The sequence below is a fragment of the Rhodococcus sp. 05-2254-6 genome (assembly GCF_002258565.1).
Classification (GTDB): Bacteria; Actinomycetota; Actinomycetes; order Mycobacteriales; family Mycobacteriaceae; genus Rhodococcoides.
In genome coordinates, this window is the sequence record NZ_NOZF01000114.1 from 12,901 (window position 1) to 30,930 (window position 18,030).

General features: G+C 64.5%; 21 protein-coding genes. 7 read left to right on the forward strand and 14 right to left on the reverse strand.

Going from position 1 to position 18,030, the window contains the following annotated elements:
* Positions 1–46 precede the first annotated feature (46 nt).
* The 4 genes from CH256_RS14920 (at position 47) to CH256_RS14935 (ending at position 3,837) form a co-directional block, all read left to right on the forward strand.
* Positions 47–1,123 (forward strand): hypothetical protein, encoded by a 1,077-nt coding sequence (locus tag CH256_RS14920; protein WP_094669950.1) that lies wholly within the window; start codon positions 47–49, stop codon positions 1,121–1,123.
* Between the two features lie 151 nt (positions 1,124–1,274).
* The gene (locus CH256_RS14925) at positions 1,275–1,562 is read left to right on the forward strand and encodes an ANTAR domain-containing protein (RefSeq protein WP_068049279.1); all 288 of its coding nucleotides are present in this window, start codon (positions 1,275–1,277) and stop codon (positions 1,560–1,562) included.
* Between the two features lie 140 nt (positions 1,563–1,702).
* Positions 1,703–2,671, forward strand: a complete 969-nt coding sequence (locus CH256_RS14930; RefSeq protein WP_256980761.1) for an Hsp70 family protein — start codon at positions 1,703–1,705, stop codon at positions 2,669–2,671.
* 50 nt (positions 2,672–2,721) lie between these two features.
* The gene (locus CH256_RS14935; protein WP_094640616.1) at positions 2,722–3,837 is read left to right on the forward strand and encodes a fused (3R)-hydroxyacyl-ACP dehydratase subunits HadA/HadB; all 1,116 of its coding nucleotides are present in this window, start codon (positions 2,722–2,724) and stop codon (positions 3,835–3,837) included.
* Between the two features lie 350 nt (positions 3,838–4,187).
* On the opposite strand, the gene CH256_RS14940 is transcribed toward CH256_RS14935, so the two are convergent.
* The gene (locus CH256_RS14940) at positions 4,188–4,583 is read right to left on the reverse strand and encodes a VOC family protein (protein ID WP_068049311.1); all 396 of its coding nucleotides are present in this window, start codon (positions 4,581–4,583) and stop codon (positions 4,188–4,190) included.
* Positions 4,580–5,134 (reverse strand): CGNR zinc finger domain-containing protein, encoded by a 555-nt coding sequence (locus tag CH256_RS14945; protein ID WP_094669952.1) that lies wholly within the window; start codon positions 5,132–5,134, stop codon positions 4,580–4,582. The genes CH256_RS14940 and CH256_RS14945 overlap by 4 nt, the downstream gene beginning before the upstream one ends.
* Before the next feature lie 52 nt (positions 5,135–5,186).
* Here CH256_RS14945 and CH256_RS14950 point away from each other — a divergent pair, with 52 nt between their 5' ends.
* Positions 5,187–5,777 (forward strand): LysE family translocator, encoded by a 591-nt coding sequence (locus CH256_RS14950; RefSeq protein WP_094669953.1) that lies wholly within the window; start codon positions 5,187–5,189, stop codon positions 5,775–5,777.
* Between the two features lie 116 nt (positions 5,778–5,893).
* Here the strand turns inward: CH256_RS14950 and CH256_RS14955 are convergent, their stop codons facing one another.
* A complete protein-coding gene (locus CH256_RS14955; RefSeq protein ID WP_094669954.1) occupies positions 5,894–6,394 on the reverse strand; it encodes a hypothetical protein in 501 nt (166 codons plus the stop codon).
* A 493-nt stretch (positions 6,395–6,887) separates the two neighbouring features.
* On the opposite strand from CH256_RS14955, the gene CH256_RS14960 reads away from it, so the two are divergent.
* On the forward strand, positions 6,888–7,328 hold the full coding sequence (locus tag CH256_RS14960; RefSeq protein WP_068049287.1) for an Hsp20/alpha crystallin family protein: 441 nt from the start codon (positions 6,888–6,890) through the stop codon (positions 7,326–7,328).
* 31 nt (positions 7,329–7,359) lie between these two features.
* Here CH256_RS14960 and CH256_RS14965 read toward each other — a convergent pair whose 3' ends face one another.
* Genes CH256_RS14965 through CH256_RS15000 form a run of 8 tightly spaced genes read right to left on the reverse strand, consistent with a single transcriptional unit; the run spans position 7,360 to position 14,397 of the window.
* Positions 7,360–8,013: a TenA family protein gene (locus CH256_RS14965; protein WP_094640618.1), complete on the reverse strand. Its 654-nt coding sequence runs from the start codon at positions 8,011–8,013 to the stop codon at positions 7,360–7,362.
* Positions 8,010–8,762 (reverse strand): glutamine amidotransferase, encoded by a 753-nt coding sequence (locus tag CH256_RS14970; RefSeq protein WP_094669955.1) that lies wholly within the window; start codon positions 8,760–8,762, stop codon positions 8,010–8,012. The genes CH256_RS14965 and CH256_RS14970 overlap by 4 nt, the downstream gene beginning before the upstream one ends.
* Before the next feature lie 9 nt (positions 8,763–8,771).
* On the reverse strand, positions 8,772–9,803 hold the full coding sequence (locus CH256_RS14975; protein ID WP_094669956.1) for a phosphotriesterase family protein: 1,032 nt from the start codon (positions 9,801–9,803) through the stop codon (positions 8,772–8,774).
* On the reverse strand, positions 9,800–10,834 hold the full coding sequence (locus CH256_RS14980) for an ABC transporter permease (protein ID WP_068049295.1): 1,035 nt from the start codon (positions 10,832–10,834) through the stop codon (positions 9,800–9,802). The genes CH256_RS14975 and CH256_RS14980 overlap by 4 nt, the downstream gene beginning before the upstream one ends.
* Entirely contained in the window at positions 10,831–11,616 is a 786-nt protein-coding gene (locus CH256_RS14985; protein ID WP_068049297.1) for an ATP-binding cassette domain-containing protein, read from the reverse strand. The genes CH256_RS14980 and CH256_RS14985 overlap by 4 nt, the downstream gene beginning before the upstream one ends.
* Before the next feature lie 4 nt (positions 11,617–11,620).
* Positions 11,621–12,634 carry a substrate-binding domain-containing protein gene (locus CH256_RS14990; protein ID WP_094669957.1) on the reverse strand — a complete coding sequence of 338 codons (1,014 nt, stop codon included), beginning with the start codon at positions 12,632–12,634 and terminating at the stop codon, positions 11,621–11,623.
* The gene (locus tag CH256_RS14995; RefSeq protein WP_094669958.1) at positions 12,631–13,527 is read right to left on the reverse strand and encodes a carbohydrate kinase family protein; all 897 of its coding nucleotides are present in this window, start codon (positions 13,525–13,527) and stop codon (positions 12,631–12,633) included. Before CH256_RS14995 ends, CH256_RS14990 begins: the two co-directional genes overlap by 4 nt.
* A gap of 3 nt (positions 13,528–13,530) precedes the next feature.
* Complete coding sequence (locus CH256_RS15000; RefSeq protein WP_231893772.1) at positions 13,531–14,397, reverse strand: BtpA/SgcQ family protein; 867 nt, start codon at positions 14,395–14,397, stop codon at positions 13,531–13,533.
* Positions 14,398–14,598: 201 nt separating this feature from the next.
* Here CH256_RS15000 and CH256_RS15005 point away from each other — a divergent pair, with 201 nt between their 5' ends.
* Positions 14,599–15,624, forward strand: a complete 1,026-nt coding sequence (locus tag CH256_RS15005; protein WP_094640621.1) for a LacI family DNA-binding transcriptional regulator — start codon at positions 14,599–14,601, stop codon at positions 15,622–15,624.
* Here CH256_RS15005 and CH256_RS15010 read toward each other — a convergent pair.
* The 3 genes from CH256_RS15010 to CH256_RS28110 form a co-directional block, all read right to left on the reverse strand.
* Complete coding sequence (locus CH256_RS15010) at positions 15,585–16,667, reverse strand: M20/M25/M40 family metallo-hydrolase (protein WP_094669960.1); 1,083 nt, start codon at positions 16,665–16,667, stop codon at positions 15,585–15,587. The two genes, CH256_RS15005 and CH256_RS15010, sit on opposite strands and share 40 nt — an antisense overlap.
* A gap of 29 nt (positions 16,668–16,696) precedes the next feature.
* Positions 16,697–17,560: an alpha/beta fold hydrolase gene (locus tag CH256_RS15015; protein WP_094669959.1), complete on the reverse strand. Its 864-nt coding sequence runs from the start codon at positions 17,558–17,560 to the stop codon at positions 16,697–16,699.
* Positions 17,554–18,030, reverse strand: a 477-nt coding sequence (locus tag CH256_RS28110) for a hypothetical protein (RefSeq protein ID WP_179272115.1), incomplete at its 5' end; no start/stop codon positions are given. The genes CH256_RS28110 and CH256_RS15015, both read right to left, overlap by 7 nt.

Consider the following 18,030-nt stretch of genomic DNA (forward strand, 5'->3'; position numbering starts at 1 on the left):
TCGAAGGGTACTCTGAGTCCGAATCGAATCGGGGGAGTCGACGATCATGGCCATTGCGCTCGGGGTGCACGTCGGTGACGACGAAATATCTGCTGCGTTGGTCGAGGCCGATCTACCCGAGCTCGGCCCCATTTCCACTCGCACCGTCTCCGTCTCCTCGGCTCCCGGGGGTGTCGGGGACGCCGTCACGACGATGCTCGGAATCATGAGGGTGCAGGCGGCCCAGAACGACCTGCTGATCAGCGGGTCCGGGGTGGTCTGCGACAGCATCGCGCTCTGCGGGACCGTTCGTGCCGCTCTGGCCGCCCACGATATTCATGACGTCGGGGTAGTGGATGCCGGAGATCCGCGGTTGAACTCCGCGGTTCCATCGGTAATTGCAGCGGCACTGATCGGAGCCAAGGCCGCCCTCGCCGAGCCGGTGGCCGTTCCGACTGCGACGGGTGAAGAAGACCGAAGTGGTTCCGGCAGCGATGTGGCCGGTACGCCCCGCAGCGCGAGACTGACGATGATCGGGTTGGGCGTCGCGGTTCTCGCCGCACTGAGCGGAGCCACCGTGTGGGCACTGGCGGCGTCCGATCCAACGCAGAATTCCGTGGTCGATACCGCCGATGTTGCCGAGGTCCCGTCGAGCGGAGACAACGAAGCCGCGTCCTCGGCGGTGGTGGTCGCCGATTCGGCGGTCCCCTCTACCGACCCGTCGGCGGTTCCGGCCGTCGACACCGGGTTGCTCGAGGCCCCCGCGTACGGGCCGATGCCGGTCGGTACCTGGAGCGCAGCACCCACTGCGGGTTCGGTCCCCACTCCGGACGTCGAGGCGTCGTCGGGAGGAGGCAACTCCGGGCGCGTCGATACGGGTGGCGTCGATGCGGGTGCCGTCGATTCGGGTGGCGGCAGACCCGGCGGGGGCAACTCCGGTGGCGGTGATTCCGGCGGTGATTCCGGCGGTGGCGACTCGGGTGGCGACTCGGGTGGCGAGGAACCTACGACCGTCGATCCCCCGCCCGAGCCGGAACCCGAAACCGAGGTGCCGTCCACGGACCCGGCCGAGCCGACCACCGAGGTTCCGGAGATCACCGAGCCCACCACCGATACAGAACCGCCGACAGATTCGGTCGAATAGCCCTCGATCCGTTGATTGCATTGTGAGCGAGCGGTTTTGATACTTGTACAAGTCCTTCGCGTGACGGGTATGTGAATTCGACTCGGACACCTGAACTTCTGCTCACCCGCCGCTACCATCGGGTGATCGACCAGTAGACGGTGAGTATTCGATGACCGAACATCCCGCAGCAGAACCGGTGACCCGTACGACCATCGACAGGGCAGTGGGTGTTCTCATCGCGCTGCGTGGTTGTAGTCCGGAGGAGGCGTTCGCCGAATTGGCGGCGCACAGCTTCCGCTTCGATGTCTCGCTCGTGCAGTCCGCCCGCTCCATCGTCGCGGCTGCGCGTGGGATGGCTTCGGCCAACGGTGTCGCGTGCGCGGCGATGACGTCGGCGCAGGAGGAATGGGGTCCGCTGCTGGCGGACCGTCGAGAACCGTTCGACCACGTCGCGTGAGAACGGACGGCTGATGTCCTGCTGCTTGTTATATCTCCCAAAACAAACCAAAAGTTCATCGAGATACCCAGTTTGCTGTCCAGGCGACGGTTCGGCGGTTAGTATCGGCTGGTCGGAGTAGCCAGTCGAGTCGAGGAATCATGAGAACAGTCCTTGGTGTTTCGGTGGGTTCCGCCACTGCCCGAGGGGTCGCAGTCGATGCGATCGACGAGTCGGTGCGGTCGGCCCACATCGTTCACTCGTTCGATCCCGACGACCATCTTCGGGTCGCCATCGACTTGCTGGACTCCATGTCGCGCGACCAGATGGTCGACAGAACCGACATCGTCTTGGCTGTGCCCGACGATCCCGGTGCTCGCGCGCGAACCTCCGCCTACTCCACGTACGAGGCCGATCGTCTGTTGGTCGCCTCCGAACTCGGTGCTCAGCTGCGGTATCTGCGGGGCACCGGCCAGCTGGAGGGCGCTCGTACCGTCGCGATCTGTGACGTCGGAGCGTCGGGCACCACGGTGTCGGTCGCGGATCCGGCCACCGGCACGGTCTTCAGTTCGGTGCGCACCACGCTGTTCGGGGGTAACAGCTGCGACGAGCAGGTCTCCCGCTACTTGCTCTCGATGTACGGAGCGGACGAGTTGGCGTCCGATCGCACCCGAGCAGATCTGGCGGTGTCGGTTCGCACCGCACGCGAGCAGCTGTCCAGGCTGCGGGTGGCGGAAGTTGCCGGACCTTTCGTCGGTGGGCCGGTGCGATTGTGGCGCAATACTTTCGACGATGTTCTCGAGCGCAGCATTCGTTCGCTCGAGGACTGGGTGGCCAGTGTCATCGTCGACGCTCCCTGTGCCGTCAACGCCTTGGTGATGGTCGGCGGCTGCGCCAACATCCCGACGCTGCGGCGTCTGTTTCGTCGTGATCTGATGCTGCCGGTCGTCGCGCCCGCCAATCCGGAGTCCCTCACCGCCCACGGTGCGGCTCTGATGGCAGTCGACGCGGTCGCGTCGCGTCGCCATCGCCCGCGTGGTGCCATGATCGCCAACGTTGTGCCGTCGCAACACGCCTCGATGGTGGGCATGGTGGGCTACCACGACTCTCCGCGACACCGCTCGGCTTGACCCCTCCGGCCTGGCCAACCAACGCCGTTGTTCGGTAAGTTGCTCGGGTAATGGTGAACAGTGGGGTACGAGACGGTGGGACAACAGTGGCAGAGCAGGTAGCGGAGTCCGGTACGGCAGCGACCGGCGAGGAGGCGTTCGATCCGGCGGAACACGCTCGGAGCATGGTCGGTTATCACTACCGCACCGAGGACTACTACGAGGTGGGCCGCGAGAAGGTCCGTGAATATGCCCGCGCCGTCCAGGATTTCCACCCCGCCCACTGGGATGGCGACGCTGCCGCCGCTCTGGGGCACAGCGCCCTCGTCGCACCTTTGACGTTCATGTCGCTGGTCGGCACCCTCGCGCAGAAGAAGCTTCTCCAGTCCATCGCCGAGGGCTACGACCTGAGCCAGATTCTGCAGACCGATCAGGTGCTGGTGTTCCAGAAGCCGATCCTTGCCGGCGACCAACTGACATGCGATGTCTCGCTCGATTCGTTCAAGACGGTCATGGGTCGCGACATGATGGTCACCAAGAACGTCGTGTCCAATCAGAAGAACGAATTGGTGCAGACCACGTACACCACGCTCCTCGTCGGTCGGTCCGGCGAGATCGATCCGGCCATCGCCGAGTCCGCGAAGAACTTGGTGATGTTCGGTGCGACGACGGACGTCAGCGGTGCCGATTCCGGCGAAAGCGGCACACTGTCCACTCCGCAGGAGCACGAGCCGCTGATCGTCGAGGAGTACCGGGGTCGGCCGACGCAGAAGTTCGACGACGTCAATGTCGGAGACGAACTGCCGCCGCGCACGGTGCGCCTGACCCGCGGTGATCTGGTCAACTACGCAGGCGTTGCCGGTGACGCGAACCCGATTCACTGGAGCGAGCAGTTCGCCAAGCTGATCGATCTCGAGAACGTGCTGGCCCACGGGATGCTCACGATGGGCGTCGGCGGCGGCTACGTCACCGAGTGGCTCGGCGACCCGGGCGCTGTGAAGGACTACACCGTCCGCTTCACTACCCCCATCCCCGTGGACACCCACAAGGCCGCCGAAATCGTCTTCACCGGCAAGATCAAGTCCAAGGACGAGGCGACGCGGACTGCAGTCATCTCACTGGGCGCGACATTCGAGGGCAAGCGCATCTTCGGCCACCGGGCCACGGCAACAGTGCAATTGGGCTGAATGCCTGCGGCAGTGGTGTGATTAAGTGCCCTGGGCGGCACTCAATCACACCACTCGGCGGCTTAGTTGGTTCGGCCTCTACCGCGGATCGGCTCCCCAGTTTTGGATTTCTGACTCCGATCGGCGTCGGGTATCCGAATGTGGGGAGCTGATCGGCAAGGCCTAGCGGTAAATACGCCCTTCGTCGGAATCCGCACCCCCTGTAGCGGGCGTGAATCCATGCGAGGGGCGTAGACGTGCTCAGCCGGCCTCTGCCGCTGATCGGCTCCCCAGTTTTGGATTTCTGACTCCGATCGGCGTCGGGTATCCGAATGTGGGGAGCCGATCGGCCGCGAGACGGTGCGCTGGGTTCATCCACCCACGAAGATGCAGAATGGATGGCCGGCCGGGTCGGCATAGATTCGGATCGGCTCCACCGGGTCGTCGTGCAGATCCCGAAGCAGAGTAGCTCCCAAACCCGTTGCACGCGAATGTTCTTCGTCGAGTTGCGCGACAGTGTCGACGCGGAAGTCCAGGTGCAACATCTGAGGGTGTTCGCCGTCCGGCCATGTTGCGGCCGGAAGTGCGCCGACCTGCTGAAACGCGATACGCCACGAACCGTCGGGTGCGGTGATCGCGAGCCAATCCGGATTGATCGGTTCGGCGTAGCCGGGGACGTATTCGAATCCGAGTAGTTGCCGGTAGAACTCGGCGGACTCACGGGTGTCGGTGCAGTCGAGGACCACTTGATGTACCGAAATGTTCATGACCTGTCCTTCTTCACGGCGTGGTGTCGTGCCGCGCGCGCCCGATTGCCGCATGCGCCGCAACACCATTGCTGATTGGGTCGATCCTGCAGAAACAGTTGACCGCATCGCGGGGCATCGCACAACGCCAGTCGATCACGATCCGGCCCGTTCAATAGGTCGATAACGGCCGACGCAGCACGCGCACAAAGCGATTCGATCGGATCTGCTGTTCCCACAACATGTCCGACGCCACCGCCGTCTCCGAGATCGATTCGGCGGGTCACAGGGTGTCGTTGCGCAATGTCATCGATATGTTCGACGCATTCTTCCGAAACATCCATGTTCGACGCCACCGCCCGCAGTAGCGACAGCATGTGGTCGCGCGTCACCCGAAATTTCTCCACGTCGGCATTGGCGGAGATGACCTCGGGTACTCGCGCGCCCTGCAGTTCGGCCCATTCCTGGAGGTCGTCGACCGAGACGATCAACTCGGCGTAGGTGCCGCGCTGCAACTGCACGGTGTTGACTACGTCGAGTGCGAAGTGGTCGCCCAACCAGTTCCAATCCATGCGCCGACTCTAACGGTTTACGGAATCAAAAGCATCAGATAGTCTCGAGACGATGACGGACATTCGATGGTTGCCGTTCCTCGGCGTTGTGCTGCTGGCCTACGCGATTCCCGGCCCCGACTTCGCGGTTGTGGCCCGGGCGGCAGCGACGAGTCGCAGCGCGGGCTGGCGGGCGGGCCTCGGTGCGCAGACGGGACTGTGCGTGCACATGGTCGCGGCTGTAATCGGAGTATCGCTGTTGATCTCTCGATTGCCGTTGGCGCTCAGTGCTGTTCAAGTTGCGGGTGGTCTCTACCTCATCTGGTTGGGGGTCGCGGCAATTCGGGATTCGGTGGCTTCGCCATCGCCGGACGCAGATGAGGGTTGGTTTCGGATGGGTCTGACGACGAATCTGCTGAATCCGAAGGCGATTCTGTTCTTCGTCGCCATCCTGCCGCAGTTCGTCGACCCCGACGGTTCGCTGCCCCTGCAGATCGGGATCCTCGGAATCATCGATGTTGCATTAGGACTGGCGGTATGGGCGGTGGTCACCGCAGTCGTCAATGGCGTGGCCGGTCGTTCGGCGACCTCGAAGCGGTGGAACAGAACAGTCGGAGTGCTGTTCGTCGGCATCGGTGTGGGACTCGTAGGCAAGGCCATGTAGTCGAAGTGGACACAGGAACTTCGGCTACTGCAGGCGGACGGTTTGGCGGCGCTATACGAAACCGGTGCCGAACAGGACTGATACTGGTACCAATGTCGGTCGAGTCCTGAACTGCCTCACCGTCGGCGTCGGTCGGCTGTGTATTGGATTGCGGCGAACACGGCACCGATCACGATCGACGCTGTCTGGCATTCGACCAGGAATACGAGACTCGACTCGCGGAACAGCGGTGAGTTCGACATCCGCGCGGTCATCGAATCAGGGTGAACCATGGCAATACCGGAAGCTTGCGGCGGGTTGACGGTTGCGACGGCCCACAAAAGACCTCCGAGAAACACCGACGTCGGCAGGGGCCACCAGAACAGAGACTGCCGAGATCTTCGCATCCATGCTGCCGCTGCGACCCCGCACAGTGTCAGCGCACCGATGACGAGTGACGACGGAAGCCACGGCGGACCCTGTTCGGTGAATATCAGTGCGTAGCCGAGAATCGATATGCTGCCGGATTCACCGGAGGTCGCCGCCGGGTCGAAGGGCGCTAGGGGCGCTGCGAAATGCCACAGAAGTGACGACGCTGCGGACAGGGCGAGGCCAAAAACTATTGCGATCCAGCGCATCAGGAATACTCACTCAATGAACTATCCCCGTACTCGGATCATAGTTGGAAGGGCGGTCCCATGGCGACGCGTCCGACTCCAGCGCCTACCCTCCTGAGTTGGTTCCACGCTGCCCGGAAACTTCCGCCACTTAGCTAGCGGATCGGCCTCCGGTGCAGCACTCCGATCATCGCCCATGAGCAGCAGGCTACGCGTCGTGACCGTTGTGTGTGCGCTTCTCCGATTCGGATTGCGGTAGCTACGCGATGCGCACCCGCAACTCGTTGATCGGCACTTTCGAGCCATTCTTGTCGGTACGCTGGACGGCCTATCGAACGGCTGTAAGTGCCTGCGGCAGTGGTGTGGTCGAGTGCCCTGGGCGGCACTCAGCCACACCACTGTGGAGCAAATTCCCTCTTGGCACTCGTGGGTGGAGAGTGCTAATTTGGGTCTCGCACAGTGAAGACGCGGCCGCCACAGGGGCGGACGCATCGTCGTTCAGGAGGTGGTTGCTGTGCTTCGCTTCGATCCGTTCCGTGACCTCGACTCGATTGCTGCCGGGATGCTCGGCGCGACCAGTGGTTCGGACCGTGCACCCAGGTTCATGCCTATGGACCTCTACAAGCTCGACGATCACTACGTCCTCAACGCAGACCTCCCGGGTGTCGATCCGGGCTCGATCGACGTCGACGTCGATCGCGGCACCCTAACGTTGACCGCGCATCGAACCGCACCCACCAGTGATGGCGTGCAGTGGCTTTCGTCGGAGCGATTTGCCGGAACGTATCGACGCCAGCTCTCGCTCGGTGACGGGGTCGACGCGGAGAAGATCTCGGCGTCCTACGACAACGGCGTCCTGACGGTCACCATCCCGCTGGCGGAGCGGGCCAAGCCACGTAAGATCGAGATCGCCCACGACAACACGCAACGAACCATCGAGACCCAGACAAGCTGAGCGCCTGCGGCAGTGGTGCGGATAGGTGCCTTCAGTGGCGCTTGTCCACACCACTGTCGTGGGTAATTGCGGCGTCGTGAAATTCCATCTCGGCAGCCAACATTCCGACGAACCACGCGTCCAGGGTCGCGTCGTCCACCTCGTCCATCGCGTCGACTTCTCGGGCCAACGCGTCCACCTGCGCGACGAACGCGGGGCGGGTGTGCATCTCGATCCACTCCTGCAGTGCCGGTTCACGATCGACAGATTTGTCCATCGCCGCGCGACACCAGGACAGATACAGGGTTTCGGCGGCGAACATTGCGACCAGAGCTGCGGCTCTACCGTCCTTACGGGCAAGTCCCAGTGCGTAGTTCGACAGAACGGACGAGCTCTCGATCAATTCGTCCACGTCACCGTCGTACGGAAACTGCTCGCGTAGCCCCGCGAAGTATTCGCGCTGCTCGCCGACCAGGTTGGACAGTGACGTCACGTGATCGGTGGCGTCGTCCAACGACGTCGACTCCGCGACCACGAGCCCGAGAATGCGCACCGCGGTGAGCACGAATGCTTCCTCGATCACCAGGTAGCGCCGAAAGTCGTCGTCGCGCAACGTGCCGTCGATCGAGTCGGTGATGAAGCGGACACGCTGCGCGGCAGCAAGATTGCGATGCTGCCGCGCAGTCAGTTCGGCGGAGCGAGTCACTTTTCGGACAACCAGGTGATCAGGCCGTCGAACAGATCCGTGTATCCGAGCCATTGTTCGCAGAACTCCGGCGGTGCCCAGTGCGGTGAGCAGTCCGAGGTGAACACTGCGGAGCGGCCCTTGCCGTAGGCGCCCGCCGCCACCAGCGGATCACCGTTGATGGTGGCCGGTACGGCAACCCCGTCCTTGGCGATCACTCGGTTGTAGCCGAGCAGGGCAGGCCACTCGGTGCCGCTGCCGCTCACGGTGGGGTGGGTGCCGTCGACGACGACGGGAATCATTCCACCGGGCGTCTCCACCCGATCGTCTTCCGGGAGCATCGTCACCGGCAGTGCGTCGGCGAGGGCCGTCTGCCGGAACGCGGCCCGAGCCTGAAACCCGGAGAACGAGAGGTATCCGCCGATCATCATCAGCGCACCGCCGTCGTGCACCCAGTTCCGAAGCTCGACCAATCGATCCTCGCCCGCCTGGAAGCGGTCGAAAACATTGGGTGCCAATTGAATCGAGTTGGCACCGATATCGGAGAGCACCACCACGTCGAACTCCGACAGCGCATCTGCGTTACCGGGGAACTGGGTGGGTACCAGGTGCGCCGGCATGTGCACCACCTCGTGCCCACGGGAGGCGAGCGCGTCCCGCAGTGGGCCGACGCCTTCGACGTAGGAATGCACGGTGAACTCGTCGACACCCTTGACGTGGGTGGACGACGTCATCCAGCTTTCACCGGCGATCAGAACTTTCTTACCCATGACGCTTCTCTATCCTTTTCCGGCCTGCTCGAAGAGCGACCTCGGGTTGTCTTGCATGAGTGAGGACACGCGCTGCGGATCCAGTCCGTTGCGAACCAGCCGAGCGGCGAAAGAGACAGGCACATAGGTCAATCCGTTGCCTCCGTACTTACGCAGCATCGATTTGAGAAACAGGTCGTGGCTGAGGAGGAGCTGCGCTCCGTATCCGCCACCGACCAGACCCACAACGGCGAGGGCAGTCTCGGCGGGCGGCGGCGACTGCCCCTCCCCGGGAAACTCGAAGGGCATACCGATCATGTCGAATTCGAGAAAGACCCCGCGATCGGCGAGCGCGCACTGGTAGTCGGGATCGTCGCCCGACGGGTCCATGTGGCACAGCACCACCGCGCCCGGATCGACACCCATCTCGTCCAGAACGATATCGAGCACCGCCGGTCCGTAGCGCTTCCAACCCGGAAGATGAACGAACAGGGGCACGTTCACCTCCCGCTGAGCGACGCATGCTGCGCGAAGCGCTTTCGCCTCGTTCTCGGTGAACGACGGTGAGATTCCGATCTCGCCGATCACGCCTGGCTTCGGCGCATCCGTATCGGCGGTGAACTCGGAGATGAGCGACGCGGCGAGGGTGTCGATGCCGAGTGCGGCCACTTCGGGCGGATGCGTCGACCCGAGATACCAGCCCGAGCCCATGACGACCCGAACACCGGACCGGCGTGAGTAGTCGGCGAGAATCTGTGGTCGACGGCCGATACCCGGGGGTGTCAGGTCGACGATCGTCGTTCCTCCGTTGTCCGCGAACGTCTTCAGCTCGTCGAGAACCCCGGCTGCATCGTCGACTCGGCAGTTGTCGGCGCTGTGGTACGGGTTGTCGTGCAACAGCCACGCGTTCTCCGACGCGACCGGGCCGGCGAGGATCTGCGCGACAACAGGATCCGGCGACGGTGAGTAGGCGACGGAAGCGTCGTTGTGCAGGTGTTCGTGCGGCAGGACGAGTCCGAGCCGATCGGATTCGATAGCTCCGGTGACGGTGGTGACGATCATTGCTTCCCCGGTGCACTCTGCAGGTGCTTGAACAGCGAGGCCAGGGAATGTCCGCGCATGTTGATCCAGATCGCCATCAGCAGAACGACACCGGTGATGATGGGAGTCAGGAATGGACTGACGCCCAGCAGGGTGAGGCCGTTCGCGATGATGCCGGTGAGGACCGCGCCGATGACGGTTCCGATCACGGTGCCGCGTCCACCGAAGAGGTTGGTGCCACCGAGTACCACCGCGGTGATGACGGTGAGCTCGAATCCGTTGGCGGAGTTGGCCGATCCGGATCCCAGCCGGGCTGCAATGAGAAGTCCGGCGATGCCCGCGGCGAGACCGGTGAACACCAACGTCATCATCAGCACTCGGCGGGTGTTGACGCCCGAGCGGCGAACGGATTCGACGTTGGAGCCGATCCCGGTGACGTAGCGGCCGAATCGAGTGCGGTTGAGGGTGATTGCACCGATGATCACCACGCCGAGGGCGATCCAGGCGCTGGCCGAGAACCCGAGCCATGATGCGGTGCCCAGCTTGGCGAACGCCGTACCGGGAGTGATCGGGACGGAGAATCCCTCGGTGCGGTACAGCGCGATGCCGCGAATGATGGACAGCGTCGCGAGGGTGACGATGAACGGCGGAATGCCCTGGTAGGCAGCGAGCCAACCGTTGACCAGACCCCACGCGGCCCCCATCAAGGGCGCTGCCACGAAGACCACCGAGGAGTCGACGCCGGCCTGGATCAGCTCGGCGCTCATCGCGGCCACGAACGCCACCGTTGCCCCGACGGAGAGATCGATCTGACCGGTGGTGATCACGAACGTCATGGCGACGGCGATGATCAGAACCGGAGCAATCTGCGTGGCGAGGTTCGAGATGTTGGTGAACGTCAGGAACGACGATGTGGTGACCGAGAAGATCGCGGCGACAGCGACGGTGACGGCCAGCATGGCCAGCGTCGGTTTGTTCGCCTGCTGCCACAGGGTGGGTCTGCTGGCGAGCTTCTCCACGCTGGGTGGAGCATTCTTGTCGAGAATCGTCATGAGGGGCCTCCCGGCCGGGACGTGGAGTGCGTGGGTACCGGGGTACGGGTGATGAGGCCGACGAGGGATTCGATGTTCAGGTCTCCGATGGGGACGTCGTCGACGCTCTGGCCCTCGTACATGACGGTGATGCGGTCGCAGACGCGGAACAGGTCCTGCAGTCGGTGCGTCACGAGGATGACCCCGACGCCCTGGGCCGCGACGTCCGTGATGAGTTTCAGTACCGATTCCACCTCGGCGACGGCCAGTGCCGCCGTCGGCTCGTCGAGGATCAGCACGTCGGGACGGAACGACACGGCGCGGGCGATGGCAACGGTCTGACGTTGTCCGCCCGAGAGCTGCCCGATCTCCTGGTACGTCGACTTCACCTTCACGTGCAGGTCCGCCAGGATCTTCGCGGCCCGCTCGTGCATGCCGTGCCGGTCGAGGAACGGACCCTTCCTGGGCTCGCGTCCGAGGAACAGGTTGCTGGCGACGTCGAGGGTGTCGCACAGGGCGAGATCCTGGTAGACGATGCCGATCTTCTTCTGCTGTGCGTCGAGCGGCGTCGAGAAGCGCACCGGGTTGCCGTCGACGCGCATCTCACCGCCGTCGTGTTGAACGGCGCCGGCAAGGATTTTCATGAGCGTCGACTTGCCGGCGCCGTTGTCTCCGACGACTCCGAGTACCTCGCCGCGTCCGAGCCTGAGATCGACTCCGCGCAGTGATTTGACCGGGCCGTACGACTTGGTGATTCCGGAGAGTTCGATCAGGGGTGGATCCGGTGAAAGCTGTTGTGTCATGGCTCTACTTCTCCAGGTAGTACATGTAGTCGCCGACGTTCGCCGGGGTGACGATCTGCGTCGGGACAGGGATGTCTGCGGGGGCGGTGCGTCCGCAGCCGAGGTCGATGGCGGCATTCATTGCCTCGTAACCGAATTCGAAGGTGTTCTGCTGTACGACGCCTTCGAGCCAGCCGGCCTGGAGCGCGGTGACGGCCTGATCCGACAGGTCCCATCCGACGGCCTTGACCCGGTCCTGTGCGCTCTGACTGTTCACTGCGGCAACGAGACCGATGAGCGCGGGTTCGCCGGTGGCGTAGACGTATTCCATGTCCGGATTACCGGTGAGCAGGTTCTCCGCGGCGGTTTGCGCGTTCTCCTGGATGTTGCGACCGTCGACCACCGTTCCGACGGTCATGCCTGCGGCGGAGACGGTGTCGGTGAAGCCCTTCTGGCGTTCGAGCTGGATGGTGCTGTTGAGCGCGCCGACGATACCGACGGTGCCGGTGTTGTTCGCGAGCTCGGCCAGGGTGTCGCCGATCTGCGCTCCGCCCTCGGCGTTGGCTGTGCCCACCTGGGTGGAGATGGCCGGATCGTCCACGGTGGCGTCGACGGCGACGACGGGGATTCCCGCGGCAGCTGCCTTGGCCACGGACGGCTTGATGCCGTCGGTGTCGATGGCGTCGACGATGATGGCGTCGACGCCGGAGGCGATGAGGTTGTCGAACGCGTTGGCCTGGGTGACGGAATCGTCGTTGCCGCTGATGATCTGGAGATCGACACCGGCCTGATCGGCCACGTTCTGAGCTGCGTTGTTGATCTGGTTGAAGAACAGGGCCTGAAGGTTGATCGTCACCAGGCCGATCTTGAGGGTGCCGTTGTTGCCCTCGCAGGATTCGGCGACGCGGGTGGGCTCGGGGATCGACGACGCGGCCGCGTCGGTCCCACCGGCGGTATCGCTGGGAGCGGCGGAGTCGCAGGACGTGAGCGTCAGCGCCACGGCAGCACCGAGAACGAGAGGGAGTGCGCGTTTGATCATGGGATCTCCTGGAGGTCGAATGGTGCGTGCGTGGAGGTGAATTCGGTCAGTTCGGTGAGGCTGGGGCAGCCGCGTGGCCCGGGGGTGGCGCAGGCGAGGGCTGCCGACACTCCCGCGAGACGTGCCGAGTCGGCCGGTGGTGTGCCTGCGTCGACGAAGGCGATGTAGGTACCGCAGAAACAGTCGCCCGCGCCGACGGCGTCGATGATGTCGACGCGCACCGCGGGTTCGGTGACGGTCTCGCCCGTAGGCGTGACCAGGGTCCACCCGTGTTCGCCGTCGGTGACGACGAGGTGGGTGTCGTGTTCGGCGGTCAGCGTCGACCACCGCTCGGCCTCGATGCCGAAGCTGTTCTGCCAGAGACTGCGTCCGACTATCACGTGGTCGGCGAGAGCGAATGCCCGCAGCGCGGCATCGGCGTCCTCGCAGCCGTCGAGGTCGATTGCGAGGCTGACGTTCGGGGGGAGTTCGGCGGGCAGCATCGCTGCTCGATAGCCGTCGAGGAAGAGTCGGCCGCCGCCCTCGGCGAGGGTGGCGAGCACCGCAGCCAATCGGGTGGCGTCGTTGGCGTCGTCCTGGCTGATGATGGATCGGTCGCCGCCGTCGGCGATGAGAACCACTGCGGTGGAGAGAAATGCGTCACGCGGTGACCAGCTGGTGTCGACGCCGTCGTGTTCGAGTGTGGCGAGGAACTGCGTCGAACGCGGGTCCGGTCCGACGGCTCCGGCGAAGGCGACTCGGGCACCCATGCGGGCGGCGGCGACGGCGGCGTTGGCGGTCATGCCCCCGTCGATGGTGTCGACGGCCGTCGCCTGAACCCGTTCGCCGAGCACCGGCACGTGCGGAACATGCACCGTCACATCGCTGTTGGCGTAGCCGAAGAAGACGATCATGCGCTACTTGCCTGCTGCGCGGGCGACGGCGCGTACCTTGTCGCCGTCCACCCGGCCCCACCAGCGCGCGTTCTCCTTGACCGAGGAGGCGATGATGGCACCGTCGCACTCCTTCATCAGATCGCCCACGTTGCCCGCGGTGATTCCGGAGCCGATGATGACCGGGAGCACGGTGTTGTTCTTGATCACCGACACCTCGTCCACCGAGGCGGCGTCACCGGTGCGGGAGCCGGTGGCGATGAGGACGTCGGCGTCGAAGAACTCGGCGTCCTCGGTCTGCTCGGCGATGGTGCGGTCGGCGACGATGGCGTGCGCACCGTGCTTGACGTGCACGTCGGCGAAGATCTTGACCGGGGTGGCTCCGATGCGATGGCGAAAGCGAGTGGTCTTGGCAGCCTGGCCCTCGATGAAGCCCTCGTTGGCGATGTATGCGTTGGCCCACTGGTTGACGCGGACGAAGCTCGCGCCTGCGGCCCACGCTGCGGCCACGCCGCATTCGCCTGCGTTGGACAGGATGCTGACGCCGACGGCTCGGCCGAATTCTGCGACCACGGCGGCGGTGACGACGCCCATTGTCGCCGCGGTTTCGTAGCCGTGTTCACCGGGCTTGAGGAACGGGATGTCCCAATGGTTCTCGACGATGACCGCGTCGAAGCCGTTGTCGATGTAGGCGTGTGCCTCGGCGACTGCGAAGGCGGCGATCTCGGCGACGGGCTGGCCCTTGTAATGCGGGCTTCCCGGGAGCGCGGGGAGGTGGATGGCCCCGATGAGGGCGGGGGTGGTGGCGACGATGTCGGCGAGCGCCGACGGCTTGGACGGGAATACTCCCAGCGACGGTGTCGGGCTGGCTTCCGGAGGGGGCGTGCTCACGTGGGTGGCTCCTGGGATCGGGGCAATCGAGTCGGGCATGTAATCGATTACCTTGCGTATATGCACCGTAGGGGATCAACACCCGTTCATGTCAAGGAATTCTCGAGTCGTTTATGTAAACGATTGCCTCTATCGTGTTAACCAGACCGGACGGTGTCCACGATTCGCTACCCTCAGGCCACACCAAAGACTAGGAGTCGGATGCGCAAGGCAACGATTCGCGACGTCGCCGAACGTGCGGGCGTCTCGACGGCCACGGTGTCGCGGGCACTGTCGGGTTCTCGGCCGGTCTCGGAGGAGGTCGCCGCGGCCATCCGGCGAGCAGCGGACGAGCTGGGCTACTCCGGCAACATCATCGCCAGCTCGCTGCGTCGCAATCGCACCGACACCATCGGCATGGTGGTTCCGTCCATTGCCAACCCGTTCTTCACGTCGCTCGTCGTCAACGTCGAACACGTGCTCTCGCAGCGTGGACTGCAACTGTTCCTCTGCGATTCGCGCTCGGATCCGGCCGTCGAAGCGCAGCGTCTGCGAAGCCTGGTCTCTCGTCAGGTCGATGGCATCATCATCAGCCCGTGCCATGGTGAACGATCCGCCGACGCCGTCCGAGCCTCGGCTCGCGCGATCCCCGTCGTTCAACTGGACCGATTCGCACTCGACACGCACACCGACTGGGTGGGCGTGGACGACGATGCGGCGCAAGCACTTCTGATGGATCACCTCGCCGCCCAGGGCGCACGCAGCGCCGCGTTCATCAGCTCGGAGCTCACCAACTCCTCCACCGAGCTGCGCCGGGCCGGCTTCTTTCGGCACGCCGCCCGCGTTGGCATCGAGACGCGAGAGGAGTGGACCCAGCTGGGCGACTACTCGATCGACTGGGGACGCGAATCGTCTCGGACGATGCTCAGTTCGGCGTCTCGTCCGGATGCGGTGGTGTGTGCCGACGACCTGATCGCGCTGGGAGTACTACAGAGCTGCCAGGCGCTGGGGCTCGCCGTACCGTCGGACATCATGGTGACGGGATTCGACGACATTCCGTTCTCCGCCTTGAGCAATCCGCCGATCACCACCATCAGGCAGCCCCAGGAACGGATCGCTGCCGAGGCGACGCGGCTGCTGGATCAGGCGATGAACACCGACCTCACCGGTACCGCGCACATCGCGCTCAAACCTGAACTGGTGGTGCGTCAGTCGACCGTAGGCCAGGCTCGCGTCACCGCGCCGTAGGCGGCGACGGCGGCGTCGAGTTCGGCCAAGGACACGCTCTCGTCGGCCGCGTGCATCAGCGCCGGCGTGCCCGGTCCCCACACCACGATCGGGGCCGACGGGGCCGCGGCGGCCAGGATGGAAGCATCGGTGAAGTAGGTGACCGGCTCCGCTGCAACGGGATTCGGGAGTGAAGAGATCCAGTCGTTGTCCGGCGTGGTGCGTACCCCCGGGAGGTCGATACGCGCGTCGATACGATCCACTTCCGGCTGATCCCTCCACCAGGCCAGCAGATCCCGGCCATCGCCGACGGTACGGTGGTCGATCACCACGTGGGCCGCGTCGGGCACGATGTTGGGGGCCGAACCGCCGTCGATCAGTCCGACGTTGAACGTTTCCGCGCCCAGGAATGCATCCGAGGCGAGCGGCAGTTCCTCTTTTGCGCGCGCCAACACGTCGACGAGTTTGAAGATGGCGCTCTCGCCACGTTGCGGTGTACTGCCGTGTGCGGCAACACCTGCAGTGAACACGTCGACCCACAGCGCACCGCGATGGCCGAGGTGTACGCGGTTTCCTGTGGCCTCCGGGACCACGACGGCTCCGACGCTGCAGTCGGCGACGGCATGGCGGGCGGCCTGCGCGCCGAGCGATCCGATCTCCTCGTCGCTGGTGAGCAGGAATGCGACCGGGACACCGTCGTCGATGGCGTTGAGCACTGCGGCCGTGGCCGCCACGAGACCGGCCTTCATGTCCGAGGTGCCTCGGCCGCGTAGGACGCCGTCCTCGATGTCGGCGACGAATGGATCGAACTGCCAGTGCTTCAGGTCGCCGGGCGGGACGGTGTCGACGTGACAGGCGAACATCAGCCGCGTCGTCTCGGGAGGTGCCTCGTTGGTTATCAGCATCCACGGGTGCGGACCGTCGGTGTCGCCTTCCACGGTCAGCATCGGAGTGCGCGCTCGAAGCAGCGACAGAACCGTGTTCATGGTCAGTCGCTGCGGTGCGGGGTCGCCGGAAACGGTGCTCGTGGTGACGAGTTCAGTGAGAAGGCCGGTGGTGTCCATGGTGCAGTATGCCTCCGGTTGTGGAGCGGTCACGTGCCGCTGAGGGCGATCGACCGCAACACTGCTGCGGCGGCCGCATCCGATGCCTGTGTTGGAATCCAGTGCGACACATCGGCTAATACGGTCAAGGTGTATGCCGCGTCGACGTAGCGCTGTGCATTGTCGACGGCGGATCGTCCGATGAAGGTGTCTCCGTCACTCCAGACCATCGACGTCGGCACGGTGATGCGTAGACGGCCGATGCCCGGGTTCGAAAACGGAAGTCCGCGGTACCAGGTAACGGCAAAGGGGAGTGCGCCGTAGTCGACGATCTCCGTCTTCGTTCGTTCGAGGTCGTCTTCGGTCATTCCGCTTCGTTCGTACCACTTCTCGGCCCGTGCGCCGGGACGCATCATCCATTTCTCGGGCAGTAGCGGCAGTTGGAAGAACGCGAAGTACCAGGAGTGCATAATTTGCTTCGAGGTGAGCATCGCAGTCATGAACGAGCCGGGGTGCGGAACCGAGAACGCCGTCAGTGACGCAACGAGTTGAGGGTGTCGGCCTGCGGTGACCCAGGCGATGTTCGCTCCCCAATCGTGTCCGACCAGATGAACCGGTTGACCGATCACCTCGATCAGGGCGGCGACATCGCCGACCAACGCTCCGATGCGATAGTCCCGTCGCCGCTTCGGCCGGGCCCGCGGTGAGTACCCACGCTGATCCGGTGCAACAGTGCGGAATCCGTGCTCGTTCAGAACGGCCATCACCGCGGACCACGACGATGCCCGCTCGGGAAATCCGTGCAGTAGCAACACGATCGGGCCGTCGAGCGGGCCTTGGTCGAGGACGTCGAACACCAATCCGTCATGGGCGTACTCGGTGATTCTCTCCGTCGCGGAGCCGCTCGTCAGCATGTGCTGGGCACGGTTTGGCCTGCGAACACGGCAGCCAGGAACTGCATGGCGGCCTCGTCGCTGACGTCGTGGCCCTGCTCGGGCTGCTCCTGCGCGACGATCGGATCACCCAGAGCGCACGCCTTTTCGACGCCGTCGGCGGTCCACTGCGGCAGCACGATGTCGTCTTTCGCGCCGTAGGCCACGAACATCGGGACCTCGGTTCGCACCTGGGGGAGTGTGTAGCGACCGATCACGTCGAGCAGCTGTTGCTCGGATTGCGCTGAATCAGCGGCGAACTCGTCCGGAGCCATTGCCTCGACGGCGCGCTCCTTGCCGTCCGTGTCGCCGCCCGAGCAGGTGAGCAGCAGCTCGTTGTTGGCCTCCGCGACGCTGCCGCTGTAGTCCATCGGATCGATCGACGGGTCGACTTGCTGTGCGCCGTAGAGCAGGTACGGCAGAAGCTCCTTCTGCGCTCTGGTGAGGTTGCA